Genomic DNA, 22,589 nt, shown 5'->3' with positions numbered 1-22,589 from the left:
ACCATACCAAAACCTGGAGAAGACAAATGCGCAAGTCCTGGCTTGCGGCCATCGCATTGGCCGCCTGCACCGCCGCTGCCGCGCTGCCGGCCACCGCCCAGACCCCACTCAAGATGGCGTACGCGCTGTCGACTGCGTCGCACTACGGCGCCGGCGCGCAGGCCTTTGCCAAGTCGATAGAAGCTTCTGGCAAGTACAAGCTCGAACAGTTCCCCAACAGCGCGCTCGGCGGCGAACGCGAGGTCATCGAAGGGCTGCAGATCGGCACCATAGACCTGGCCATCGTCTCCACCGGCGCCACGCTGAACTTCGTGCCCGAGACGGGCGTCTTCGACATTCCCTTCCTGCTGCGCGACCTGCAGCACGCCCGCAAGGTGCTCGACAGCCAGATCGGCCAGGACATGCTGGCCAGGTTCGCCGACCGCGGCATCGTCGCCCTGGCCTGGGGCGAACAGGGCTTCCGCCATCTCACCAACAATGTCCGGCCGGTGCGCACGCCGTCCGACGCCAAGGGACTCAAGATCCGCACCACCGAGAACCCGATCCACATCGCGGCCTTCCGCCAGATCGGCATCCTGCCCACCCCCATGGCCTGGCCCGAAGTGGCCACGGCGCTGCAGCAGGGCACCATCGACGGCCAGGAGAATCCGCTGTCGGTCATCACCTCGGCCAAGCTCTCGCAACTGCAGAAGCACCTGTCGCTCACCGGGCACGTGTACGGGCCGGCCCTGGTCCTGATGTCGGCCAGCACCTACGAAAGCCTGTCGGACGCCGAGAAAAGCCAGTTCCAGGCCGCCGGCAAGGCGTCTGCCCAGGCCATGCGCGCCTTCGTGGACGACGTGGAGCAGAGCGGCGTGGAGCAGCTGCGCAAGGAGGGCATGCAGGTCGTCAGCGACGTCGACCGGCCGGCCTTCGCTGCGGCAGTGGAGCCGGCCTACGCCGACTACTACAAGAAATTCGACAGGAAGCTCATCGACGCCATCCGCGCGATGCAGTGAGGCCCAGGGCCGCCGCAGCCCAGCCGTGGCGGTCGTGTTTCTTCCGGGAATCGTCCATGCAATTGCTACGCCAGGCCGAGGCGGCCCTGTTCAGGGTCGTCTCGGCGCTCGCTCAGGTCCTGCTCGTGGCCGCCGCGGCGGCGGCGTTCTATCAAGTCATCGCCCGCTTCGTATTGCAGTCTCCCTCCGACTGGAGCGAGGTGCTGACCCGCGCCCTGCTCATCTGGACGGTGCTGCTGGGCATGGCGCTGGCATTCCGGCAGGGCGCCATGATCAGCGTGGAGCTGCTGCGCAACAGCCTGCGCGGCGGCTGGCAGCGGCTGCTCGAGTACCTCATCGGCCTGGTATGCGCCGGCTTTCTCGCCGCCATCGCCTGGATCGGCGGCCAGATGACATGGCGCGTGCGGTTCCAGAACGTGCCGAGCCTCGACATCCCCATCTCGTGGATCTATCTCGCCATCCCGGTGGGCGCCACCCTGGCCGTGATTGCCGTAGTGGCCCGCTGGGCCGAGCCGGATGCGCCCGCGGCGCAACGCAACGACGCCCAGGGCTGACGGGACGAACGCCATGTCGCAGTTGATGCTGCTCACGATGCTGATTTTCTTCGGGCTGTCCGTGCCCGTGGCCGTGGCCATCGGGCTGGCCAGCCTGGCGGGCGTGTCGGTGGCAGGGCTGCCCTGGCTGGTGGTGGCGCAGCAGCTGTATGCCGCGCTCGACAAGTACCCGCTGGTGGCGGTTCCGTTCTTCATCCTGGCCGGCAACCTGATGCAGGCCGGCGGCATCTCGGAACGCATGGTGGACTTCGCCAAGAGCGTGGTGGGCGGCGTGCAGGGCGGCCTGGCCTGCTCCTGCGTGCTCACCTGCATGATCTTCGCGGCGGTGGCCGGCTCCAGCGTGGCCACCACTTTCGCCGTGGGCGCCATCCTGATCCCCGCCATGGTGCGCCACGGTTACCCCGCCCCCTTCGCCGCCTCGCTGCAGGCCACCGCAGCCGAACTGGGCGTCATCATCCCGCCGTCCATCCCGATGATCCTGTACGCCGTATCCACCGACACCTCGACCGGCGAACTCTTCATCGCCGGCGTGCTGCCGGGCATCCTGATCGGCCTGGCGCTGATGCTGTACGTATGGCTGTATGCGCGCCGCCATGGCCTGGGCAAGGAAGATGGCGCCGGGCGCCTGCCGCTGTGGCCGTCGCTGCGACGCGCCTGGCTGGCGCTGATGATGCCGGTCATCATCCTGGGCGGCATCTACGGCGGCGTGTTCACGCCCACCGAGGCGTCGGTGGTGGCCGTGATGTATGCCGTGCTCGTGGGCATGTTCGTGTACCGCAAGCTGACGCTGCGCGAACTGTCGGCAACACTGAAGCGATCGGTGGTGTCCACTGCCGTCATCATGTTCGTCATCGCCAATGCCGGCGTGTTCAGCTTCCTGCTCAACCGGGCGGGCATCCCGGATGCGCTGGGCAATTGGGTGGGCCAGCTTTTCGACGACAAGCTAGGCTTCCTGCTGGGCGTCAACGCGGCGCTGTTCCTGATCGGCATGTTCATCGAAACCTCGGCCTCGGTGGTGGTGCTGGCGCCCCTGCTGTTGCCGGTGGCCGTGCAGTTCGGAGTGGATCCCGTGCACTTCGGCGTGATCATGGTGGTGAACCTGGCGCTGGGCATGATCACCCCGCCCTTCGGCGTGAACCTGTTCGCGGCCTGCGCCGTGGCCCGGCTGCCGCTGGAGAAACTGATACGCCCCCTGCTGCCTTTCGTGTTGGTGGTGGTGGCCTGCCTGATCGTGATCACCTACTGGCCAGGCCTGTCGCTGACGCTGCGCGACGCGGTCTACGCCCGCTGAGCGCGGGGCCGCGCGGCGCCGGCCTGCTGCCGCAGGAACGCCTGCAGTGCCGGCAGCGTATTGAGCACGTGCTGGCGCATGACGGCTTCGCAATGGGCGGCATCGCCCTTGGCCAGTGCATCGATGAGTTCCTGATGCGACACGCGGGCGCGCAGCCCATGCGCCGGCTGGGCCGACCACAGCCGCATGTAGGGCTCGACCACCGCGTGCACTTCGGCGATCTGCCGCACCAGCCGCGGCTGGCCGCAGAAGCTGCACAGGTATTCATGGAAGCGGTGGTGCGCGGTGGTCCAGTCGCCATCCTCGTCGCCCTCCTCCATGCGGTCGAGCATGCGGGCCAGCCGGCGGACGTGGTCGGGCCCCATGTTGCGCACGGCGTTGCGCATGGCCAGCCCTTCGAGCACCGAGCGGATCTCGAAGACTTCCAGCATTTCCTGCTCGTTCAGGCCGCGCACCACGGCGCCGCGGTTGGCGCGGATCTCGACCAGGCCCTCGGAAGCCAAGCGGCGCAGCGCCCCCCGCACCGGCATGCGGCTGGTGCCGATCTCGCCGGCGATGGACTCGGGCACCAGCCGGGCGCCGGGCGCATAGCGCCCCAGCCGGATGGCCTGCTGGATGTGCCGGTAGGCTTCTTCTTCTGCGGAAAGCGCCGCTTGCTGGAACTGCAGCATCTGGGATCCGTGAGGGTTCGATCAGGGCGCAGGCAACATAGCACAAATTGGATCCAATGATCCATAGATGCAATTCCCGATGGCGGCGCGGCCGGGGTTTGCCCTGTAATCCCCTGCTGCGCCGCCGCATCGCCGGTCATCGGGCGATGTGCGACACGCCTACACGTTCAATCGGGGGATCCATGAAGTTCCGCTTTCTGCAAACGCTCGCCGGCGCCGCTGCGCTGGCTTTCGCCGCCCAATCGGCGGCCCAGGCCAACAACTGGCCGCAGCGTCCGGTGAAGATCGTGGTGCCGTTCCAGGCCGGCTCCGCCACCGACCTGATCTCGCGCCAGCTGGGCGCCGCCCTGTCCACGGAACTGGGCCAGCCCTTCGTGATCGAGGCCCGCCCCGGGGCGGCTGCCGCCATCGGCAGCTCGGTGGTGGCGCGCGCCGAACCCGACGGCTACACGCTGCTGATGGCCGGCCCTGCCGCCATGGTCACCAACCGCTTCCTGCAGAAGAACCTGTCGTACGATCCCGACAAGTTCGCACCGGTGTCCATGGTGGCCTACACGCCCAACATCCTGCTGGCCAATCCCAGGCAGCCGTTCAAGACCCTGCCCGAGATGGTGGCCTACGCCAAGGCCAACCCCGGCAAGCTCACCTATGCCTCGTTCGGCACGGGCACCACGTCGCACATGGCCGGCGAGATGCTGAAGTCCATCGCCGGCATCGACATCCTGCACGTCCCGTACAAGGGCGCCGGCGAAGCCATCCCTGCCCTGCTGAGCGGCCAGGTCTCGATGTACTTCGACACCATCATGACGGGGCTGCCTCAGGTCAAGAGCGGCGCGCTGGTGGCGCTGGGCATGTCGAACGCGCAGCGCTCGACGCTGGCGCCGGACATCCCCACCATCGCCGAACAGGGTTATGCCGGCTACGACATCGCTCCCTGGTACGGCCTGGTCGCGCCCGGCGGCACGCCCGAGGCCATCCTGGAAAAACTGAACCAGGCCGTGAACAAGGTGCTGGCCGAGCCGGCGCTGCGCGAGAAACTGGCCGGCGCCGGCGCCGAGCCGCGTGGCGGCAGCCGCGAGGAATTCGCCGCCTTCGTGCAGGCCGAGATTCCTCGTACCCGGAAGCTGGTGGAGCAGGCAGGCATCTCGCCGCAATAGCGAGCCTCGCCCCGAGCCCGCCGGCGCCCCGGGTGTCAGGCGCCAAAGGTGCCTGACACCTTCGCACGCCTCGCGCCCCGCCGGGATTCAGCCGCGGGGCCGCTTGTCGATCACCCGCCGGGCCTTGCCCGTGAGGGTACGCTCCACGAAGCCGCATTCGGCCACGTGCACGCGCGCCGTCACGCCGATGTAGGCCTTCACCGCATGCTGCAGCTGGCGGCCGATCTCCGCACGTTCGGCTTCTGGCAGTCCGGCGAATTCGTCGCGCACCTCGGTGAGGATCTCCAGTTCGTCGAGGTTGCCGCTGCGCGTGAGCACCAGCTGGTAATGGGGGGCCAGTTGCGCCATCTTCAGCACCAACTCCTCCACCTGGGTGGGGAACAGGTTCACGCCGCGCACGATCAGCATGTCGTCGCTGCGCCCGGTGATCTTGCCGATGCGCCGCATGCTGCGCGCCGTGGGGGGCAGCAGCCGCGTCAGGTCGCGCGTGCGATAGCGGATGATGGGCATGGCCTCCTTGGTGAGCGACGTGAACACCAGTTCGCCCTCCTCGCCCTCGGGCACAGGCTGGCCGGTGACGGGATCGACGATTTCCGCGTAGAAGTGGTCTTCCCACACCACCGGGCCGTCCTTGGTCTCGACGCACTCGCTGGCCACGCCCGGCCCCATCACCTCCGACAGCCCATAGATGTCCACGGCGTCGATGCCGGCCTGCGACTCGATGTCGGCGCGCATCTGGCCAGTCCAGGGCTCGGCGCCGAAGATGCCGATGCGCAGCGAGCTCTGGCGCGGGTCGAAGCCCTGGCGCCGCTGCTCCTCGAGTATGTTGCAGAAGTACGAGGGCGTGACCATGATGATGTCCGGCCGGAAATCGTTGATCAGCTGCACCTGCTTCTCGGTCTGGCCGCCCGACATGGGAATGACCGTGCAGCCCAGCTTCTCGGCCCCGTAGTGCGCGCCCAGGCCGCCGGTGAAGAGGCCATAGCCGTAGGCCACGTGCACGATGTCTCCCGGCTTGCCGCCGGCGGCGCGGATCGAGCGCGCCACCAGCGAAGCCCAGTTGTCCAGGTCGGCGGCGGTGTAGCCCACCACCGTGGGCTTGCCCGTGGTGCCGCTGGAAGCATGCACGCGCGACACGCGTTCGCGCGGCACGGCGAACATGCCGAACGGGTAGTTGTCGCGCAGGTCCTTCTTGGCGGTGAACGGGAACCTGGCGATGTCCGACAGCTGCCTCAGGTCGTCGGGGTGTACGCCGGCGGCATCGAAGGCCCGGCGGTAGTGCGGGACGTTGCGATAGGCGTGGTCGAGGGTCCATTTCAGCCGCTCGAACTGCAGCGCCTCGATCTCGTCGCGGCTGGCATGTTCGATGGGGTCCAGCCCCGGCTTGCTCATCGTGTTCGACATGACGTCTGTCTCCTTGGTGCCGGGCGCAATCGGCCGCCCGGCGATACGCGTATCTATTCCGCTTCGGCCTCGGCCGGCTGGCCCACGATCTGGCCCCGGATGCGATAGGAGCGCCCGCGGAAGATGGCCACGGTGAGCCCGTCCTGGTTGGTGACCGTCACGTCGTACACGCCGGTGCGCCCTGCCAGCGAGCGCTCCTGCGCCTCGGCGGTGAGCACGTCGCCCTCCAGGCCCGGGGCCAGGAAATCGATGGTGCAGCCGGAAGCCACGGTGCTCACGTTGCGCGAATTGCAGGCGAAGGCGAAGGCGCTGTCGGCGAGCGCGAACATGAAGCCGCCGTGGCAGGTGCGGTGTCCGTTGAGCATGTCGGCGCGCACGCGCATGCTGAGCCGGGCGCGCCCGGGGCCGATGGCCTCGATGCGCATGCCCAGCGCCTGCGTGGCGGTGTCCTGCGCATACATGGCGGAGCCCACCGCCTCGGCCAGGACCTGCGGATCGGCGGGAATGTCGGGCGTGGTGGCAGGTTGCATCATCGTCCCTTGAACTGCGGCTGGCGCTTGTCGAGAAAGGCGGCTACGCCTTCGGCATAGTCGGCGCTGCGGCCCAGCTCGCGCATCATGTCGCGCTCCAGGTCCAGCTGCGCCGCGAGGTCATTGCCCAGGCTCGCCCCGATGGCGCGTTTGGTCCGGGCCAGGCCCAGGGTGGGCGCCTGGGCGAAATGCCGCGCCAGTCCGTCGAGCGTGGCATCGAACTCGGCGTCCGCCACGCATTGCCAGATCAGCCCCCACTCCTGGGCCTGCCGGGCCGGCAGCTTGTCGCCCAGCAGCGCCAGGCCCAGCGCACGGGCGCGGCCGACCAGCCGCGGCAGCGCGTAGGTGCCCCCGGTGTCGGGTATCAGGCCCAGCTTGCAGAACGACTGGATGAAGCTGGCCGACTCCTTGGCGATGACGATGTCGCCGGCCAGCGCCAGGTTGGCGCCCGCGCCGGCAGCCACCCCGTTCACGCCCACCACCACCGGCATGGGCAGCGCATGCAGGCGTCGCACCAGCGGCGCGTAGTATCTGTCGACCGTCTCGCCCAGGTCCGGCGGCGCCCCGTCGGGCCCGGGGCGCCGCTCGCTCAGGTCCTGGCCGGCGCAGAAGCCGCGCCCCGCGCCGGTGATCACCAGCACGCGCGCGCCTTCCGACTCGACGCGCCCGAGCGCCTCGGCGACCTCGCCGTGCATGCGCGCGGTGAAGCTGTTGAGCTTGTCGGGACGGTTCAGGGTGAGGCGGGCGATGCCCCCCTCCAGCGAGAACAGGATGTCCTGGTAGGTCATGGCAGCCTCACACGTGGCGGCGCGTCTGCACGACGCGGAAACGGTTGGACACGTAGGCGCTGTCGGAGAGCGCGGCGTTGGCGGCGGGATTGGCGCCGGTGCCGTGGAAATCGCTGAAGGCGGCGGTCTGGTTCACGAACACGCCCCCCGTGAGATTGAGCGACAGCGACACCCCGCTTTCCTCGGCAGCCTCCTGCACGCGCGCCGCGACGGTTTCATCCGTGGTGTATGCGGACAGCGTCAATGCGCCATGGCGCAGCACCGATTCGCGGGCCAGCGCGATGCTGTGGTCGGTGGAATCGGTGGCCACCACGAAGGCGATGGGGCCGAACCATTCCTGGCCCAGGGCCTCGTGGCCGGCCTCGGCGCGCAGCAGCAGCGGCGTGCGCACGCGCGCCTCCGGGAACTGCGGATGGGGCAGCTCGCGGCTGTCGGCGAGCACCGGCAGGCCCAGCGCCCGCGCCTTGCCGATGCGCTGCGCCGTGGCATCGCTCTGGATTGCGCCCGTGACCTCCACCGCCTTGGCGGGATCGGCCGTGAGCTTCTCCAGCGCGCCGGCCAGGGCGGCCGCGACTTCGTCGAAGCCCAGGTGGCCGCCGGCGGTCTGGATGCCGCCGCGCGGTACGTAGATGTTCTGCGGCGCGGTGCACATCTGGCCCGAGTACAGCGCCAGGGAAAATGCCAGGTTGCGCGCCACGCCCTTGATGTCGTCGGCCGAATCGATGATGACCTGGTTCACGCCGGCCTTCTCGGTATAGACCAGCGCCTGGCGGGCGTGCTGCTCGAGCCAGTTGCCGTTGGCCGTGCTGCCGGTGAAGTCGATGATGCGCACCTCGGGCCGCAGCGCCAGGTCCTGCGCCGTGTCGTCGCCGGCCTCGTGGGCGGCCAGCTGGACGACGTCGGGATCGAAGCCTGCCTCGCGCAGCACCTGGCGGGCCACCTGCACGGTGATCGCGAGCGGCAGGATGGCGCCGGGATGCGGCTTGACGATGACGGCGTTACCGGTGGCCAGGCTGGCGAACAGGCCGGGATAGCCGTTCCAGGTGGGGAACGTGCAGCATCCGATCACCAGCGCGATGCCGCGCGGCACCACGGTGAAGCGCTTCTCCATGCGCAGCGGGTCGTTCTTGCCCTGGGGCTTCTCCCAGTGCGCCACGTCGGGAATGCGCGACATTTCCTGCCAGGCATAGGCCACGGCCTCCAGCCCGCGGTCCTGGGCCTGCGGACCGCCCGCCTGGAAGGCCATCACGAACCCCTGCCCGGTGGTGTGCTGCACGGCGTGGGCGATCTCGAAGCTGCGGCGGTTGAGCCGCTGCAGGATCTCCAGGGCCACGCCGGTCCAGGCCCGCGGCCCGGCCTTGCGCCACCCCGCCAGGGCCGCGCTGCCCGCCTTGATCAGCGCATCGGGCGCCACCCGCGGATAGGTGATGCCCAGGGGAAAACCGAACGGCGACACCTCGCCGCCCACCTGGCCCGTCGCGTGCGGCAGCTCCAGCGGGAAGGGCTTGCCGCGCAGAGCCTCGAAGGCTGCCTGGCCATCGGCGGGAGCGGTCTCGCCATAGACGCGCGGGCTCGGCGACTCGGGGTACGGGCTCCAGTAGCCGCGCTCGGCGGCGGCCTGCACGGCCCGCTCGAGTACGGACTGGTGACGCTCGAAGAAATCGGTAGACACGACGCTGGTTCTCCAGTGATTGATGGTGGACGGCCCGGCAGCGGGCTCAGGTTTCCTGGTCGAAGTCGAGCACCAGCCGGTCGCTGACCGGATAGCTCTGGCAACTGAGCACGAAGCCCCGCGCGACTTCATAATCCTCGAGGGCGAAATTGGCGTCCATGTCGACTTCGCCCTCCATGACCTTGCAGCGGCAGGTCGAGCATACGCCGCCCTTGCACGAATACGGCAACTCCACGCCCTGCGCCAGGGCCGCGTCCAGCACGTTGTCCTTCTTGTCGATGACGAAGCTGCGGCTGTGGCCATCCTGCACCACCGTGACTTCGCACTGGCCCTTGCCCGGGGCTGCAGGCGCCTCGCGTCCGGTGCGCAGCGCGCGGGGCCCGCGCGGCGCGCCGAACAGCTCGAACTTGATGCGCGAGCGATCGATGCCGCGCGCCTGCAGGCGCTCGACCACGCTCTCGATCATGTTCTGCGGCCCGCACACGAAGGCGTAGTCGATGTCGGCCGGCCGCATCCAGGCATCCAGCAGCTGGTCGACCTTGTCGCCGTCGAGCCGGCCGTTGAACAGCTCGATCTCCTGCGTTTCGCGGCTCATGATGTAGACCAGCGAGAAACGCTCCATATAGCGATTCTTGAGGTCCTCGATCTCCTCGCGGAACAGCACCGAGGACGAGGCGCGATTGCCGAAGAACAGCGTGAAGCGGCTGCGCGGTTCGGCCGACAGCGCGCTCTTGACCAGCGAGAAGACCGGCGTGATGCCGCTGCCCACGGCGAAGGCCACGTACCGGCGGGCCTGGCCGGGATCGAAATCCACCGTGAAGTTGCCGGCCGGCGGCATCACTTCAAGCTCCTGGCCGGGCTGCAGGTGGCCCTGGTTGGCCCAGGTCGAGAACACGCCCTCGTCCACCTGCTTGATGGCCACGCGCAGCATGCGGTCTTCGGGGGCCGAACAGATCGAGTAAGAACGCCGCACTTCCTCGCCGTGCAGCCGGGCGCGCAGCGTGAGATATTGGCCGGGACGGAACTTGAAGACCGGCTCCAGCGGCTCGGGCAGGTCGAACGTGACCACCACCGCATCGCGCGTGTTGCGCGCCACGGACGCCACCTTCAGCGTATGGAATGCGCTCTGGCTCATGAGATCAGTGTGTCTTGAAATAATCGAAGGGCTCGCGGCATGCATTGCAGCGGTACAGCGCCTTGCATGACGTGGAGCCGAAGCGGCTGACCAGGCGGGTATCGCCTGCCCCGCAATGCGGGCACGGCACCGGCGGCTCGGCCTGGCGACGGCTGATGCCGGAGACGTCGACGGCGCGCTCCGCCGGCGCGGCGATGCCGTAGCGCTGCAGCGCCTGGCGCCCGCGCGGACTCATCCAGTCGGTGGTCCAGGCCGGCGCGAGCCGCGTGCGCACCGCCACCTCGGATACGCCGTGGCCGTTCAGGACGCGCTCGATGTCGCGCGTGATCTCGCGCATCGCGGGACAGCCGGAATACGTGGGCGTGATGGTGACCACGCAGGTCTGCTCTTCCCACTGCACCTCGCGCACCACGCCGAGGTCCACCACCGACAGCACCGGAATCTCGGGATCGGGCACTTGCGCGAGCCACTCCCAGATGCGCGACAGCGGCGGGGCCTGGAGGGCGGCGCTCACCACGACGCCCCCGGATAGGCCCGCTGCAGGAACTGCATCTCGGCCAGGATGTAGCCCAGTTCCTCGGTATGGCGGCCCTGGCGGCCGCCGCGCAATGCGGCGTGGAAGGCCTGCGGCTCGTCGGGCATGGCCAGCGTGGCCTCGTCCAGCACTTCGCGCACATGGGCGAGCCAGGGCTCGCGCAGGGCGGCCAGCTCGCAGCCTATGCCCCGCGCCGCCACGTCGCGGTCGATCTCGTCGTCGACGAAGAGTTCGCCCGTATAGCGCCAGGCATCGTCGACCGCGGCCTGCATGCGGGCGTGGCTGGTCTCGGTGCCGTCTCCCAGGCGCACCACCAGGTCGGACGAGCGGCGCACGTGATAGGTGACCTCCTTCACGGCCTTGGCGGCGATCGCCGCCACGCGCTCGTCGCGGGACTGCGCCAGGCGCTGCAGCAGGAAGTAGTGCCACACGTCGAAGAAGAACTGGCGCGCCATGGTATCGGCATAGTTGCCATTGGGACGCTCGACCAGCAGCGGGTTGAAGAACTGCGGCGCATCGCGCAGATAGGCCAGCGCATCCTCGTCGCGTCCGGCGCCCTCGACTTCCCCCGCCAGCGTGAGCCACATGCGCGCCTGGCCCAGCAGGTCGAGCGCGGTATTGGTGAGCGCGAGATCTTCTTCCAGGGCCGGGCCGTGGCCGGTCCAGGCCGCCAGGCGCTGGGACAGGATCAGGGTGCCGTCGCCCAGGCGCAGCAGATATTCGAACAGCGGCTTGTCCATGGGCCTGCGCTCCTCACATGTGCTTGATTTCTTCGGGCAGCGGGAAGAACGTGGGATGCCGGTAGACCTTGTTGTTGGCGGGGTCGAACAGCGGCTCCTTGTCGGCGGGGCTGCTGGCCACGATGTCGGCGGCGCGCACCACCCAGATGCTCAGGCCTTCGTTGCGGCGCGTGTAGACGTCGCGCGCATGGTTGATGGCCATTTCGGCGTCCGGCGCGTGCAGGCTGCCCACGTGCTTGTGCGCCAGCCCGTGCTGGCTGCGGATGAAGACTTCCCAGAGGGGCCATTCTTGCTGGTTCATGATGCCTAAGTCCCGGACGGCCGAGCCGTCCTGCATGGAGTGACGGAACGGGCGCGGGCCGGGCCGCGCCCATCGGGGATCAGGCGGCGGCCTTGCGGCGCGCCTTCCGGGCAGCGTGGGCGGCCAGCGCTTCGCGCACCCAGGCGCCCTCTTCGTGCGCCCGCACGCGCGCCGCAAGGCGGTCGCGATTGCACGGGCCGTTGCCCTTGATCACGGCGTAGAACTCGTTCCAGTCGATCTCCCCGAAATCGTAATGGCCGGTTTCGGCATTCCACTTCAAGTCGGGGTCGGGAATGGTGAGCCCGAGGTACTCGGCCTGCGGCACGGTCTGGTCCACCATCTTCTGGCGCAGTTCGTCGTTGGAGAACAGCTTGATCTTCCATTGCATGGACTGCGCGCTGTTGGGCGAATCGGCGTCGGGCGGGCCGAACATCATCAGTGCCGGCCACCACCAGCGGTTCAGCGCATCCTGGCACATGGCCTTCTGTTCGGGAGTGCCGTGGCGGCACATCTGGATGAGCAGGTCGTAGCCCTGGCGCTGGTGGAAGGATTCTTCCTTGCACACGCGCACCATGGCCCGCGCATACGGGCCGTACGAGCAGCGGCAGAGCGGGATCTGGTTGATGATGGCAGAGCCGTCGACCAGCCAGCCGATCATGCCGATGTCGGCCCAGGTGAGCGTGGGATAGTTGAAGATGCTGGAGTACTTGGCCCGGCCGCTGTGGAGCTCGTCGACGAGCTCGTCGCGCGAGACGCCCAGGGTTTCGGCGGCGCTGTACAGATACAGCCCGTGTCCTGCCTCGTCCTGCACCTTGGCCATCAGGATGGCCTTGCGCTTGAGCGTGGGTGCGCGGGTGATCCAGTTGCCCTCGGGCAGCATGCCCACGATCTCGGAATGCGCGTGCTGCGAGATCTGGCGGATCAGCGTCTTGCGATAGGCCTCGGGCATCCAGTCCTGTGGCTCGATGCGTATGCCTTCGTCGACGCGGCGCTGGAACGCCTGCTCGGGCCCGGACATGTCCTGCACCCCGCGGACCTGCTTGACGCCGGTTTCGACCAATTGCGCATACATGGCTCGTCTCCTGGAGACGGGGCGGCGGAACCGGCCCCGTATTCGTGCCTCTGTGGGCACCCTTCATGCCACGATTATTTAATACACAAAATCTATTGTCAATCGAATTTCTGTATCACGTTCGACTTATGTATCATGTTGCGGACCGCCGCTCATGGCCGACCCTCGTCCCGACATGGCCCCCTCCTCCTCGCCTCTGGCGCGCTTCGTTTCCCGACTGATCAAGGCCGACCCGCCGCGGGCCAAGTCGCTCTGCGTGAGCCTCCTGGGCGACGCGCTGGCGCCGCACGGCGGCGCCATCTGGCTGGGCAGCCTGATCGAACTGCTGGAGCCCGTGGGCGTCAACGAACGGCTGCTGCGCACGAGCGTATTCCGCCTGGTGGCCCAGGACTGGCTGCGCGCCGAACGGCATGGGCGCCGCAGCCTCTACCTGCTTTCCGAACAGGGCCGGCGCGACACCGCGCACGCATCGCAGCGCATCTATGAAGGTCCGGAGCAGGAATGGAGCGGCGAATGGACCCTCGTGGCGTTGCCGCGCATCGGCAACAATGCCCTGGCCGAACGCACCGAGCTGCGCCGCCAGCTGCTCTGGGAAGGCTTCGGCATGGTCGCCCCGGGCCTGTTCGCGCATCCGCAGACGCAGGCCCGCGCCGCGCACGACATCCTGAAAAAACTCGGCATCCCCGACAAGGCGCTGGTGCTGTCCGCCCGCGACCTGGCCGGCGCAGGCGGGCTGCCCATTGCCAGCCTGGCCCCGCAGTGCTGGAACCTCGACGAGGTGGCCGAGCAGTACCGCCAGTTCAGCCGGCATTTCGGCCCGCTGGAAACCCTGCTCGACACCCCGCCCGAACCGCCCCAGGCCTTCGCCGCGCGCGTACTGCTGCTGCACCACTGGCGCCGCGTGGTGCTGCACGACCCACGCCTGCCGGGCCCCATGCTGCCGGCCGACTGGCCCGGCCATGCGGCCCGCCAGCTGTGCGGCCGGCTGTACTGGCGGCTGTTCGACGCCTCGGAAGCGCATCTCGACGCCGTGGCCGGGCGGGAAAACGCCCATTACCGCCCCCTGGGCCGTGAAGTCCAGGGGCGCTTCGGCGGCCGGCCGGGGTGAGGTGCAGGCGGGGGCAGGCCGTGCTGCGCGGCCCGGACCTCAATCAGGATGGCGCAAGGCGGCCGCGAGCAGGTCCGGCGGAATGTCCAGCGTGGCCAGGTGCGTCTCGCCCGAGCAGCGGCGGGCATCCGGCGCATCCAGGCCAGGGGCGGGCGCGATGAAGGAAAGGGTCCAGGTGGCCCGTATCGGGGCGCCCAGCAGCCGGCCGTCGGCCGCCAGGCCGCTGGGCACGTCCAGCGCCAGCACCGGCACGCCCCAGCCATTGACGGTGTCGATGCACTGCTGCCAGCCCGCCTGCAGCGGCCGGGCCAGCCCTATGCCGAACAGGCCGTCGATCACACATGCCGGCGGCCGGTCGGGCAAGGCGGGCAACACCGTGCCGCCCGCCCGATGCCAGGCGGCATGGGCCTGCCTGGCATCGGGCGGAAGCTTTTCGGGATCGGAGCAATACGCCACGAGCACGTCGTAGCCGCGCTCGCGCAGCCGCGTGGCGGCCACCACGGCATCGCCGCCGTTGTTGCCCGGCCCGGCCAGCGCCAGCACGGGGCCCGGGACCGGGACGCGCGCCGCCAGGAATCCGGCCGCGGCCTCGCCCGCCCGCGCCATCAGGGGCAGGCCCCGCGCCAGGGCCAGCTGTTCGATGCGCCGGATCTGCCCGAGCGTCAGCCGCATGTGCCCACCTCCCGGGGGATCCCCCTAGATCTTGAGGAAATGCTCCCGGTAATACTTGAGCTCGTCGATCGATTCGTAGATGTCGGCCAGCGCCTCATGGCGGCTCTTCTTCTCGAAACCCTTGTATACCGCCGGCGCCCAGCGGCGCGCCAGTTCCTTGAGCGTGCTGACGTCGAGGTTGCGATAGTGGAAGAAGCGCTCGAGTTCCGGCATGTAGGCAAACATGAAGCGGCGGTCCTGGCTGATGGTGTTGCCGCACAGCGGCGACTTGCCGGGCGGCACGTGCTGCGCCAGGAAAGCCAGCAATTGCTGCTCGGCCTGCGCTTCCGTGAGCGTGGAGGCGCGCACCTTGTCGATCAGGCCGCTCTTGCCGTGGGTGGACTTGTTCCAGTTGTCCATCGCGTCGAGCAGGCTGTCGGGCTGGTGGATCACCAACACCGGGCCTTCGGCCACGACACTGAGATCCGGCTCGGTGACCACCACGGCCACTTCGATGATGCGCTCTTTCGCGGGATCGAGCCCGGTCATCTCCATGTCGAGCCAGACCAGGCGATTCTCGTTCGCAGCCATATAATTTGCCTTTAAAACACGCGATTTTCGCACACCCCAGGCCAACCCGTGCCCAACCCGCTGCCCGTCTTCACCCTGCTGTTCGTCATCCTGTTGCTTGCCGACATCGGCCTGCGACTCTGGCTGGCCACCCGCCAGATCCGCCACGTGGCGCGCCACCGCGACCAGGTGCCGCCGGAATTCGCGCCGCGCATCGGCCTGGCCAGCCACCAGAGGGCGGCCGACTACACCATTGCCCGGGTCAGGCTCGGCATGCTCGAGCGCGTCTACGACGCCGTGGTGCTGGTATGCCTGACCCTGCTGGGCGGCCTGCAGCTGATCGACCTGACGGTTGCCCAGGTCACCGAGCAGCCCATGTTGCGCCAGCTGCTGCTGCTGGCCGTGGTATTCGGCCTGCTGGGCCTGCTGGGCCTGCCCTTCACGCTATGGCGGCAGTTTCGCCTCGAGAGCCGCTTCGGCTTCAACCGCATGACGCCGGGCCTGTTCATGGCCGACGCGCTCAAGGGCATCGCGCTGGCCCTGGTGCTGGGGCTGCCGCTGGCAGCCGCGATCCTCTGGCTCATGGCCGAAGCCGGCCCCTACTGGTGGCTCTGGGCCTGGGGGCTATGGACGGCCTTCAACGTGCTGCTGCTGTTCCTCTATCCCACCTTCATCGCGCCGCTGTTCAACCGCTTCAAGCCGCTGGACGACACCGAACTCGCCGGCCGCATCCGCGCCCTGGCGCAACGCTGCGGCTTCGCGCTCAACGGCCTGTTCGTCATGGACGGCTCGCGCCGGTCGGCCCACGGCAACGCCTATTTCACCGGTTTCGGCAAGGCGCGCCGCATCGTGTTCTTCGACACGCTGCTGGCGCGGCTCAACGCCGACGAAATCGAGGCCGTGCTCGCGCATGAGCTCGGCCACTTCGCGCGCCGCCACATCCTCAAGCGCATCGCCCTGAGCTTCGGCGCGGCCCTGCTGTTCTTCGCGGTGCTGGGATGGCTGGCCGGACAGCCCTGGTTCTACGAAGGGCTGGGCGTGCTGCCCCGCCTCGACGGCCCCAACCACGCCATGGCCATCGTGCTCTTCTTCCTGGTGGTGCCCGTGTTCACCTTCATGCTGACGCCCGTGGCCAGCTGGTATTCCCGCCGCCACGAATTCGAGGCAGACCGCTATGCGGCCGAGCAGAGCTCGCCCCGCCAGCTGGTGTCGGCGCTGGTCAAGCTGTACGATGACAACGCCGCCACACTGACCCCCGACCCGGTGCATTCCGCCTTCTACGACAGCCATCCGCCCGCCGCCGTGCGCATCCGCCAGCTGGGCGCCGCCGCCAGCCAGCCCGCATGAGCGCCGCCATCGAAGGTCGCATCGTCGCGGCCCATGGCCGCCACTACATGGTGGAACTCGATGACGGCACGGTCCGGCAGTGCTATCCGCGCGGCAAGAAGGCCGGGGCAGCCGTGGGCGACCGCGTGCGCATCACCCCGCAAGGCCGGGACGAAGGCAGCATCGACGCGATATTGCCGCGCACCAACCTGCTCTACCGCTCGGACGAAATGCGCACCAAGCAGTTCGCCGCCAACGTGGACCTGCTGCTCATCGTGGTGGCCGTGGAGCCGACCTTTTCCGACGACCTCACCGGCCGCGCGCTGGCCGGCGCCTGGAGCGCCGGCGTGGAGCCGCTGGTCATCCTGAACAAGATAGACCTGGCCTCGGGCGTAGCCGCGGCCCGCGCGCGCCTGGCACCCATACAGGCGCTGGGCGTGCCGGTGGTCGAGCTCTGCGCCCACGACGCAGCCATGGTGAAGGAACGGCTGGCGCCGCGGCTGGCCGGCCGCACCAGCCTCCTGCTGGGCCAGAGCGGCATGGGCAAGTCCACGCTGCTGAACACGCTGGCCCCCGAGGCGCGGGCCGCGACGCAAACCCATTCGGCCGCCCTCGACATGGGCCGGCACACCACCACCAGCACCCGGCTGTATCACCTGCCGCCGCCCGGCGGAGACCTGATCGACTCTCCCGGGTTCCAGGCCTTCGGGCTGCAGCATCTCAGCCGCGATCAGATCATGCGCGGCTTCCCGGAATTCCTGCCGCACGTGGAGCATTGCCGCTTCTACAACTGCAGCCATCGCCATGAGCCCGGCTGCGGCGTCGTGGCGGCGCTGCGGGCCGGCGGAATCGACTCCCTGCGCTATGCGCTGTATTGCCGCCTGCTGGAAGAAAACGAAGCCGCGCAGCAACGCTACTGAGCCGGGCCGCGCACCGCGTGGTACAGGTTGCGCAGCATGCCTGCGGTGGCGCCCCAGATGAAGTGCCCTTGCCACGGCATCGCGTAATATCGCCGCACCCTGCCGTCGGGCAGGGTCGCCCGGTACAGGCGGTGATTCGCGGGATCCATGAGGAATGCCAGCGGCACCTCGAAGATGTCCGCCACTTCGAAAACCTCCGGCACCAGCTCGAAGCCCGGGCCGGGCTGCACCAGGGCGACCACCGGCGTAACCGAGAAGCCCGTGGCCGTCACGTAGGCAGGCATGCTGGCGAGCACTTCCACGTACTTGCTGGCCAGGCCGATCTCCTCGTGCGCCTCGCGCAGGGCTGCCGCCACCGGGGTTCCGTCGGAAGGTTCGATGCGGCCGCCCGGGAAACTGATCTGCCCGGCGTGGTCATTGAGATGCGCGGTGCGCTGGGTAAGCAGCACCCGCGGGCCTTCCGGCCGCAGCACGATGGGTATCAATACCGCGGCCAGCACGGGCGGACCTTCCCGCCCCGGATGGCGTGGCTCGTGCGTGCGGAGCATGAGATCCTCGTGCCAGCTTCGCACCTCCTCGAAGATCCGGCGCAGCGCCTGCGGCGCCATCCGCTCGGGCGGCACTGCACACAGGCCCTGGTCGGCGACCTCCCAGGGCTGGTCGGCCGGATCGAATGCCGGAGTCGCGGACGGTCGTCTGGGGCGGGATGGCTGGGAAGCGTCTGGCATTGCCGGCGTCGGAGAATAACGCGTCAGGGTTCAGGAGCCTGGCAGCCCCGGGGAAAACCTGCCTGCGACGGAATCCTTCGCAGCAGGCCCGGGCAAAAAACAAAAGGCACCCTGCAGGTGCCTTTGTTCAACCTGGTTGCGGCATGGGATTGCAGCGCGATGCACACGGCGCCCCCATGCCCAACCCCGGAGATCAAGCTGCCTTCTTGGCTTGCTTGATGACCAGCTTTTCCTTGATGCGCGCCGACTTGCCGGAACGATTGCGCAGGTAGTACAGCTTGGCACGGCGCACGTCGCCACGGCGCTTCACCTCGATGGAGGCGATGGTGGGCGAGTACAGCTGGAAGGTGCGCTCCACCGCTTCGCCGGAGGAGATCTTGCGCACGATGAAGGCCGAGTTCAGGCCGCGGTTGCGCTTGGCGATGACCACGCCTTCATAGGCCTGCACGCGCTTGCGCGTGCCTTCGACCACGTTCACATTGACGATCACCGTGTCGCCGGGGGCGAACTCGGGCAGGGTCTTGCCGCCGGTAAGGCGCTGGATTTCTTCCTGTTCCAGGATTTCGATGAGGTTCACGTAAAACTCCTAGTCATCGTGCCTTGCAGCAGGCGCGCCGCGAAGATGAGGCTTCGGGCCGGCCAATGCGGTTGTAGGAATGTCCTGGTGCCGCAAGCAGAGGATGAGGTTTGGCAAACCCGGTATTCTACACCAAAAAGCTAGGCCTTGCGCCACATAGCCTTGTCCAGATGACAGCGGGAACCGCAGCAGCCGCTGCGGCCCCGGGGCTCGCGCATCCTCAGAACCCGGCGGCGGCACCCAGCCACATGAGCGCGGGAATCATGGCGCCCCAGATGCCGACCAGGAGTATGTCGATGACCATGCGCCGCACGCCCACCCGGCCGGCCGGCACCGCCATCCGGCGGGCATCGCCGATGCTGGCATCTCGAACGGACGCAGCGGCCGCAGCGGGCGCAGCCGGAACCGGGGGCGCTGCGGGAGCCACCGGCATGGAGCCCGCCTGCCGCTGGCCGACCGGCATGGGCAGCGCTGCGCCCGGCTGAGGCGGGAACGGCCACCGGGCAAGGGCGGACATGAGAGCGGACATGGCGGCAGACAGCGGGGCAGACACGACCCGGCGCAGCGCGCCGCCGGCACGCCGCGGCCAGGTGAGCGGGTCGGCGAGCGGAGTATCGAGCGTCGTGGGCAGCGTTGTGGCGAGCGGGGAAGCGAGGTTCATGGGGGGCTCCTGGCGTGTCAGTCGAACAGCGACAACTGCCCCACATCGGCGACCTGGGCGGACACCGCCGCAGCGGTGCGCCCTGCGCGTCGGGACAGGGTGGAAGCCGGCTGCGCCGGCGGAACGAACTGGGTGCAATCGAGTGGCGGCATGCGGGGTGAGACGAGGCCCGCCTTGCGTACGGCGACCGTGTAGCGCTGACGCAACAGATCGGCCCATATGCCGGTGCCGCGCATGCGGGTGCCAAAATTGGGGTCATTGCGCCGGCCGTCTCGCATGTCGGCGATGCGGTGCAGGACGCGCTGCGCCCTGTCGGGAAAGTGCGTGTGCAGCCATTGCTCGAAGACGTCTTTGACTTCCCAGGGCAGGCGCACCACGGTATAGCTGGCGTGGCGGGCGCCGGCTTCGGCGGCGGCCGAGATGATGGCTTCGAGCGCGTCGTCGTTGATGAAGGGGATCATGGGGGCGGCAAGCACCCCCACGGGTACGCCCGCCTCGGCCAGCCGGCGCACGGCCTGCAGGCGCCGCCACGGCGCCGAGGCGCGGGGTTCCAGCGTGCGCGCCATGTCGGCATCCAGCGTGGTGATGCTGACGAACACCATGGCCAGGTTGCGACGCGCCAGCGCCTGGAGCAGATCGAGATCGCGCTCGACCAGGGCGTTCTTGGTGACGAGGGTGACGGGGTGCCGGGTTTCCAGCAGGACCTCGAGCAGGGAGCGCGTAAGGCGCCAGGTGCGTTCGATGGGCTGGTAGATATCCGTGGCGGAACCCAGGTTGATGGGAGTGGGACGGTAGCCCGGGCGCGCCAGCTCGGCCCGCAGCACCTGCGGCGCATTGGCCTTGGCTACCAGGCGGGTCTCGAAGTCGAGGCCGGGCGAATACCCCAGATAGGCATGGGTGGGCCGCGCATAGCAATACACGCAGCCATGCTCGCAGCCGCGGTACGGATTGATGGCGACGTCGAACGGGATGTCGGGGGAATCGTTGCGGGACAGCAGCTTGCGGGCCTGCTCGGCACGCACCGTGGTGGCCGGCCTGCCCGCCTCGGGCACGAAGCCTATGGGTTGCCAGCCGTCGTCGGCGGGATTCCGCTCGGTGGATTCGAAGCGGTGCCTGACATTAGTAACCGCACCCCGGCCGCGCAAGGCGGCGGGGGCGGCAGCCGGGGACCCATTACCGGCGGAAAAATCGAAAGACGAATGATCGGCTCGCTCCATGGAAGTACTGTATAAAAATACAGTACTTTTGGCAAGCGCCGTGTTGCGGTTCCGACCGGATCAATTTACCCCAGGTCGGACCGGCAGGTGAACACCCCCGGATGCGGGCTTTCCCGCGCCTACTGCAGCGCTTCGTCGCGCTGCGCCTGTCGGGCGGGTGAAGCCGCCTGGGCGCGTACCGGGATCACGCGATTGCCGGCGTGCAGGCCGCACTCCTTGGAGTCCGACTGCTCCCACCACCAGCGGCCGGCACGCACGTCCTCGCCCGGCTTTACCGCACGCGTGCAGGGCTCGCATCCGATCGAGGGATAGCCCTGGTCGTGCAGGGGATTGTAGGGAATGTCCAGCGCCCTGATCGCGGCCCACACTTCCTGCTCGGTCCAGGCCGCCAGAGGGTTGTATTTGCGCAGGCCGAACACCGGATCGTCCTCCGCCTCGGCCAGCACCGCGCGGGTGGCGGACTGCTCGCGGCGCTGGCCCGTGATCCAGGCGCTGCGGCCCGACAGTGCGCGGCGCAGCGGCTCGACCTTGCGGATGTTGCAACAGGCTTTGCGCAGCTCCACGCTCTCGTAGAAGGCATATGCCCCGTGCTGCGCCACGTGATCGGCCACCGCCCCGGCCTCGGGCTCGTAGACCTCGATGGCGCGGCCGTAGCGATCCTGCACCCGCGGCAGCAGCGCGAGCGTCTCGGCATGCAGGCGGCCGGTGTTCAGGGTGAAGACCTGCAGGGGCAGCCCGGCCTCGAAGATGGCGTGGGTCAGCAGCATGTCTTCGGCGGCCAGCGACGAGGCCAGCGCCGCGTCGGGATGACGCTCGGCGATGTCGGCCAGGAGCGCCTGCAGCGCCGGCCAGCCTTGGGGAAGGGATGAAGATGAGTTGATCATGGTTGCACGGCGAAAACCCGGCCCTGGCGCAGGCGCGCCACCAGGATCTCGCCTTCCTTCAGGTTCAGTTGTCGATAAAGCGCTTCAGGCACTTCCGCCTCGAGCCGATCCTGCCTGTCCAGAGGCTGCAGCTCGAGATAGGCGCTGGGGCCGGCCAGGTAGGCATGATCCAGGCGTACCGCAAGGCCGCCCGCCGCGCCTTCGCGCGCCAGTTCGATCTCGTGCGGCCGCACGTAGGCCACCGCGGGAACGCGATCGTCCTGGAGCAGCTCGGGTGCCGGCAGCGACATGCTGCCGTCTTCCCACATGCCGCGGCTGGCGTGGCCCGCCAGCCGATTGACGTTGCCCAGGAAGCCATGCACGAACGGCGTGGCCGGCCGCTCCCAGACTTCGCGCGGCGATCCCGCCTGCTCGATCCGGCCGGCCCGCATCAGGACCACGCGGTCGGCCACCTCCAGCGCCTCTTCCTGGTCGTGCGTGACGAACACGCTGGCCACGTGCAGTTCCTCGTGCAGGCGCCGCAGCCAGCGGCGCAGCTCCTTGCGCACCTGGGCGTCGAGCGCCCCGAAAGGCTCGTCCAGCAGCAGCACATGGGGATCCACGGCCAGCGCCCGCGCCAGCGCCACCCGCTGGCGCTGGCCGCCGGACAGTTGCGCCGGATATCGGCCGGCCAGGCCGTCGAGCTGCACCAGGCCCAGCAGCTCGCGCACCCGTGCGCGGATGCGCGTCTCGTCGGGGCGCTGTGCGCGAGGACGCACGCGCAGCCCGAACGCCACGTTCTCGAAGACGCTCATGTGGCGAAACAGCGCATAGTGCTGGAAGACGAAACCCACGCGCCGATGGCGCACGTCCACGTCGGTGGCGTCCTCCCCGGCGAACAGCACGCGGCCCGAATCGGGATGCTCCAGCCCGGCGATGATGCGCAGCAGCGTGGTCTTGCCGCAGCCGGACGGCCCCAGCAGGGCCACGAGCTCGCCCTTCTCCACCTGGAGCGAAACGCCGTCCAGGGCCTGGAAATTGCCAAAGCGCTTGGCGAGATGGCGGACTTCGATGCTCACCGGACTACCCTCCCGTCCGCCGACGGCGAATTCCCACTGCA

Annotated in this window: 25 protein-coding genes; 7 read left to right on the top strand and 18 right to left on the bottom strand. The window is 68.7% G+C overall.

Annotated elements, in window-relative coordinates; translation table 11 throughout:
- Nucleotides 1-26 precede the first annotated feature (26 nt).
- From ACYBYQ_RS06960 to ACYBYQ_RS06950, 3 genes are read left to right on the top strand one after another with little or no spacing between them, the layout of a single operon-like run.
- Nucleotides 27-998, top strand: coding sequence for a TRAP transporter substrate-binding protein (locus tag ACYBYQ_RS06960; protein WP_459618030.1), 972 nt, complete (start codon nucleotides 27-29; stop codon nucleotides 996-998).
- A gap of 56 nt (nucleotides 999-1,054) precedes the next feature.
- Nucleotides 1,055-1,552 (top strand): TRAP transporter small permease, encoded by a 498-nt coding sequence (locus ACYBYQ_RS06955; protein ID WP_459618029.1) that lies wholly within the window; start codon nucleotides 1,055-1,057, stop codon nucleotides 1,550-1,552.
- Nucleotides 1,553-1,565: 13 nt separating this feature from the next.
- Nucleotides 1,566-2,843 (top strand): TRAP transporter large permease, encoded by a 1,278-nt coding sequence (locus ACYBYQ_RS06950; protein ID WP_459618028.1) that lies wholly within the window; start codon nucleotides 1,566-1,568, stop codon nucleotides 2,841-2,843.
- Here the strand turns inward: ACYBYQ_RS06950 and ACYBYQ_RS06945 are convergent.
- Nucleotides 2,831-3,514, bottom strand: coding sequence for a GntR family transcriptional regulator (locus ACYBYQ_RS06945; RefSeq protein ID WP_459618027.1), 684 nt, complete (start codon nucleotides 3,512-3,514; stop codon nucleotides 2,831-2,833). The genes ACYBYQ_RS06950 and ACYBYQ_RS06945 overlap by 13 nt on opposite strands.
- A gap of 182 nt (nucleotides 3,515-3,696) precedes the next feature.
- On the opposite strand from ACYBYQ_RS06945, the gene ACYBYQ_RS06940 reads away from it, so the two are divergent.
- On the top strand, nucleotides 3,697-4,671 hold the full coding sequence (locus tag ACYBYQ_RS06940; RefSeq protein WP_459618026.1) for a Bug family tripartite tricarboxylate transporter substrate binding protein: 975 nt from the start codon (nucleotides 3,697-3,699) through the stop codon (nucleotides 4,669-4,671).
- An 87-nt stretch (nucleotides 4,672-4,758) separates the two neighbouring features.
- On the opposite strand, the gene paaK is transcribed toward ACYBYQ_RS06940, so the two are convergent.
- The 9 genes from paaK to paaA all read right to left on the bottom strand — a co-directional run bounded on the left by paaK (nucleotide 4,759) and on the right by paaA (nucleotide 12,848).
- Nucleotides 4,759-6,075 (bottom strand): phenylacetate--CoA ligase PaaK, encoded by a 1,317-nt coding sequence (gene paaK, locus ACYBYQ_RS06935; protein ID WP_459618025.1) that lies wholly within the window; start codon nucleotides 6,073-6,075, stop codon nucleotides 4,759-4,761.
- Nucleotides 6,076-6,128: 53 nt separating this feature from the next.
- On the bottom strand, nucleotides 6,129-6,608 hold the full coding sequence (gene paaI, locus ACYBYQ_RS06930) for a hydroxyphenylacetyl-CoA thioesterase PaaI (protein ID WP_459618024.1): 480 nt from the start codon (nucleotides 6,606-6,608) through the stop codon (nucleotides 6,129-6,131).
- Nucleotides 6,605-7,393: a 2-(1,2-epoxy-1,2-dihydrophenyl)acetyl-CoA isomerase PaaG gene (paaG, locus tag ACYBYQ_RS06925; protein ID WP_459618023.1), complete on the bottom strand. Its 789-nt coding sequence runs from the start codon at nucleotides 7,391-7,393 to the stop codon at nucleotides 6,605-6,607. Before paaG ends, paaI begins: the two co-directional genes overlap by 4 nt.
- Nucleotides 7,394-7,400: 7 nt before the next feature.
- Entirely contained in the window at nucleotides 7,401-9,065 is a 1,665-nt protein-coding gene (gene paaN, locus ACYBYQ_RS06920) for a phenylacetic acid degradation protein PaaN (RefSeq protein ID WP_459618022.1), read from the bottom strand.
- 46 nt (nucleotides 9,066-9,111) lie between these two features.
- Complete coding sequence (gene paaE, locus ACYBYQ_RS06915) at nucleotides 9,112-10,200, bottom strand: 1,2-phenylacetyl-CoA epoxidase subunit PaaE (RefSeq protein WP_459618021.1); 1,089 nt, start codon at nucleotides 10,198-10,200, stop codon at nucleotides 9,112-9,114.
- A gap of 4 nt (nucleotides 10,201-10,204) precedes the next feature.
- Nucleotides 10,205-10,717, bottom strand: a complete 513-nt coding sequence (gene paaD, locus ACYBYQ_RS06910) for a 1,2-phenylacetyl-CoA epoxidase subunit PaaD (RefSeq protein ID WP_459618020.1) — start codon at nucleotides 10,715-10,717, stop codon at nucleotides 10,205-10,207.
- Entirely contained in the window at nucleotides 10,711-11,475 is a 765-nt protein-coding gene (gene paaC, locus ACYBYQ_RS06905) for a 1,2-phenylacetyl-CoA epoxidase subunit PaaC (protein ID WP_459618019.1), read from the bottom strand. The genes paaD and paaC overlap by 7 nt, the downstream gene beginning before the upstream one ends.
- 13 nt (nucleotides 11,476-11,488) lie before the next feature.
- Nucleotides 11,489-11,776 carry a 1,2-phenylacetyl-CoA epoxidase subunit PaaB gene (gene paaB, locus ACYBYQ_RS06900; RefSeq protein WP_459618018.1) on the bottom strand — a complete coding sequence of 96 codons (288 nt, stop codon included), beginning with the start codon at nucleotides 11,774-11,776 and terminating at the stop codon, nucleotides 11,489-11,491.
- A gap of 79 nt (nucleotides 11,777-11,855) precedes the next feature.
- On the bottom strand, nucleotides 11,856-12,848 hold the full coding sequence (gene paaA, locus ACYBYQ_RS06895; RefSeq protein WP_459618017.1) for a 1,2-phenylacetyl-CoA epoxidase subunit PaaA: 993 nt from the start codon (nucleotides 12,846-12,848) through the stop codon (nucleotides 11,856-11,858).
- 175 nt (nucleotides 12,849-13,023) lie between these two features.
- Between paaA and paaX the strand changes: the two genes are divergently transcribed.
- Entirely contained in the window at nucleotides 13,024-13,956 is a 933-nt protein-coding gene (gene paaX, locus ACYBYQ_RS06890) for a phenylacetic acid degradation operon negative regulatory protein PaaX (RefSeq protein ID WP_459618719.1), read from the top strand.
- A gap of 39 nt (nucleotides 13,957-13,995) precedes the next feature.
- Here paaX and ACYBYQ_RS06885 read toward each other — a convergent pair whose 3' ends face one another.
- Nucleotides 13,996-14,628, bottom strand: a complete 633-nt coding sequence (locus ACYBYQ_RS06885) for an NAD(P)H-hydrate epimerase (RefSeq protein WP_459618016.1) — start codon at nucleotides 14,626-14,628, stop codon at nucleotides 13,996-13,998.
- A 24-nt stretch (nucleotides 14,629-14,652) separates the two neighbouring features.
- Nucleotides 14,653-15,198 carry an oligoribonuclease gene (gene orn / locus ACYBYQ_RS06880; RefSeq protein ID WP_459618015.1) on the bottom strand — a complete coding sequence of 182 codons (546 nt, stop codon included), beginning with the start codon at nucleotides 15,196-15,198 and terminating at the stop codon, nucleotides 14,653-14,655.
- Nucleotides 15,199-15,246: 48 nt separating this feature from the next.
- Here orn and ACYBYQ_RS06875 point away from each other — a divergent pair, with 48 nt between their 5' ends.
- The gene (locus tag ACYBYQ_RS06875) at nucleotides 15,247-16,524 is read left to right on the top strand and encodes a M48 family metallopeptidase (RefSeq protein ID WP_459618014.1); all 1,278 of its coding nucleotides are present in this window, start codon (nucleotides 15,247-15,249) and stop codon (nucleotides 16,522-16,524) included.
- Nucleotides 16,521-17,423: a ribosome small subunit-dependent GTPase A gene (rsgA, locus tag ACYBYQ_RS06870; protein WP_459618013.1), complete on the top strand. Its 903-nt coding sequence runs from the start codon at nucleotides 16,521-16,523 to the stop codon at nucleotides 17,421-17,423. Before ACYBYQ_RS06875 ends, rsgA begins: the two co-directional genes overlap by 4 nt.
- Here the strand turns inward: rsgA and ACYBYQ_RS06865 are convergent.
- The 6 genes from ACYBYQ_RS06865 to ACYBYQ_RS06840 all read right to left on the bottom strand — a co-directional run bounded on the left by ACYBYQ_RS06865 (nucleotide 17,417) and on the right by ACYBYQ_RS06840 (nucleotide 22,548).
- Nucleotides 17,417-18,151, bottom strand: a complete 735-nt coding sequence (locus ACYBYQ_RS06865; protein ID WP_459618012.1) for a CoA pyrophosphatase — start codon at nucleotides 18,149-18,151, stop codon at nucleotides 17,417-17,419. The two genes, rsgA and ACYBYQ_RS06865, sit on opposite strands and share 7 nt — an antisense overlap.
- 193 nt (nucleotides 18,152-18,344) lie before the next feature.
- A complete protein-coding gene (gene rplS, locus ACYBYQ_RS06860) occupies nucleotides 18,345-18,728 on the bottom strand; it encodes a 50S ribosomal protein L19 (protein WP_459618011.1) in 384 nt (127 codons plus the stop codon).
- 220 nt (nucleotides 18,729-18,948) lie between these two features.
- Nucleotides 18,949-19,389: a hypothetical protein gene (locus ACYBYQ_RS06855; RefSeq protein ID WP_459618010.1), complete on the bottom strand. Its 441-nt coding sequence runs from the start codon at nucleotides 19,387-19,389 to the stop codon at nucleotides 18,949-18,951.
- 17 nt (nucleotides 19,390-19,406) lie between these two features.
- Nucleotides 19,407-20,606, bottom strand: coding sequence for a PA0069 family radical SAM protein (locus tag ACYBYQ_RS06850; RefSeq protein ID WP_459618009.1), 1,200 nt, complete (start codon nucleotides 20,604-20,606; stop codon nucleotides 19,407-19,409).
- Nucleotides 20,607-20,725: 119 nt separating this feature from the next.
- The gene (locus ACYBYQ_RS06845; protein ID WP_459618008.1) at nucleotides 20,726-21,490 is read right to left on the bottom strand and encodes a phosphoadenylyl-sulfate reductase; all 765 of its coding nucleotides are present in this window, start codon (nucleotides 21,488-21,490) and stop codon (nucleotides 20,726-20,728) included.
- Nucleotides 21,487-22,548 carry a sulfate/molybdate ABC transporter ATP-binding protein gene (locus tag ACYBYQ_RS06840; RefSeq protein WP_459618007.1) on the bottom strand — a complete coding sequence of 354 codons (1,062 nt, stop codon included), beginning with the start codon at nucleotides 22,546-22,548 and terminating at the stop codon, nucleotides 21,487-21,489. The genes ACYBYQ_RS06845 and ACYBYQ_RS06840 overlap by 4 nt, the downstream gene beginning before the upstream one ends.
- Nucleotides 22,549-22,589 lie beyond the last annotated feature (41 nt).

It is taken from the genome of Bordetella sp. 2513F2 (assembly GCF_054642735.1).
This window is presented reverse-complemented; position numbering and strand designations above follow the sequence as displayed.

Bases quoted from the DNA above. Each gene is read 5' to 3' on its own strand.
- ACYBYQ_RS06960 (WP_459618030.1), top strand. From the start codon at position 27: ATGCGCAAGTCCTGGCTTGCGGCCATCGCATTGGCCGCCTGCACCGCC.
- ACYBYQ_RS06955 (WP_459618029.1), top strand. From the start codon at position 1,055: ATGCAATTGCTACGCCAGGCCGAGGCGGCCCTGTTCAGGGTCGTCTCG.
- ACYBYQ_RS06950 (WP_459618028.1), top strand. From the start codon at position 1,566: ATGTCGCAGTTGATGCTGCTCACGATGCTGATTTTCTTCGGGCTGTCC.
- ACYBYQ_RS06945 (WP_459618027.1), bottom strand. From the start codon at position 3,514: ATGCTGCAGTTCCAGCAAGCGGCGCTTTCCGCAGAAGAAGAAGCCTAC.
- ACYBYQ_RS06940 (WP_459618026.1), top strand. From the start codon at position 3,697: ATGAAGTTCCGCTTTCTGCAAACGCTCGCCGGCGCCGCTGCGCTGGCT.
- paaK (WP_459618025.1), bottom strand. From the start codon at position 6,075: ATGTCGAACACGATGAGCAAGCCGGGGCTGGACCCCATCGAACATGCC.
- paaI (WP_459618024.1), bottom strand. From the start codon at position 6,608: ATGATGCAACCTGCCACCACGCCCGACATTCCCGCCGATCCGCAGGTC.
- paaG (WP_459618023.1), bottom strand. From the start codon at position 7,393: ATGACCTACCAGGACATCCTGTTCTCGCTGGAGGGGGGCATCGCCCGC.
- paaE (WP_459618021.1), bottom strand. From the start codon at position 10,200: ATGAGCCAGAGCGCATTCCATACGCTGAAGGTGGCGTCCGTGGCGCGC.
- paaC (WP_459618019.1), bottom strand. From the start codon at position 11,475: ATGGACAAGCCGCTGTTCGAATATCTGCTGCGCCTGGGCGACGGCACC.
- paaB (WP_459618018.1), bottom strand. From the start codon at position 11,776: ATGAACCAGCAAGAATGGCCCCTCTGGGAAGTCTTCATCCGCAGCCAG.
- paaA (WP_459618017.1), bottom strand. From the start codon at position 12,848: ATGTATGCGCAATTGGTCGAAACCGGCGTCAAGCAGGTCCGCGGGGTG.
- paaX (WP_459618719.1), top strand. From the start codon at position 13,024: ATGGCCCCCTCCTCCTCGCCTCTGGCGCGCTTCGTTTCCCGACTGATC.
- ACYBYQ_RS06885 (WP_459618016.1), bottom strand. From the start codon at position 14,628: ATGCGGCTGACGCTCGGGCAGATCCGGCGCATCGAACAGCTGGCCCTG.
- orn (WP_459618015.1), bottom strand. From the start codon at position 15,198: ATGGCTGCGAACGAGAATCGCCTGGTCTGGCTCGACATGGAGATGACC.
- rsgA (WP_459618013.1), top strand. From the start codon at position 16,521: ATGAGCGCCGCCATCGAAGGTCGCATCGTCGCGGCCCATGGCCGCCAC.
- ACYBYQ_RS06865 (WP_459618012.1), bottom strand. From the start codon at position 18,151: ATGCCAGACGCTTCCCAGCCATCCCGCCCCAGACGACCGTCCGCGACT.
- ACYBYQ_RS06855 (WP_459618010.1), bottom strand. From the start codon at position 19,389: ATGAACCTCGCTTCCCCGCTCGCCACAACGCTGCCCACGACGCTCGAT.
- ACYBYQ_RS06850 (WP_459618009.1), bottom strand. From the start codon at position 20,606: ATGGAGCGAGCCGATCATTCGTCTTTCGATTTTTCCGCCGGTAATGGG.
- ACYBYQ_RS06845 (WP_459618008.1), bottom strand. From the start codon at position 21,490: ATGATCAACTCATCTTCATCCCTTCCCCAAGGCTGGCCGGCGCTGCAG.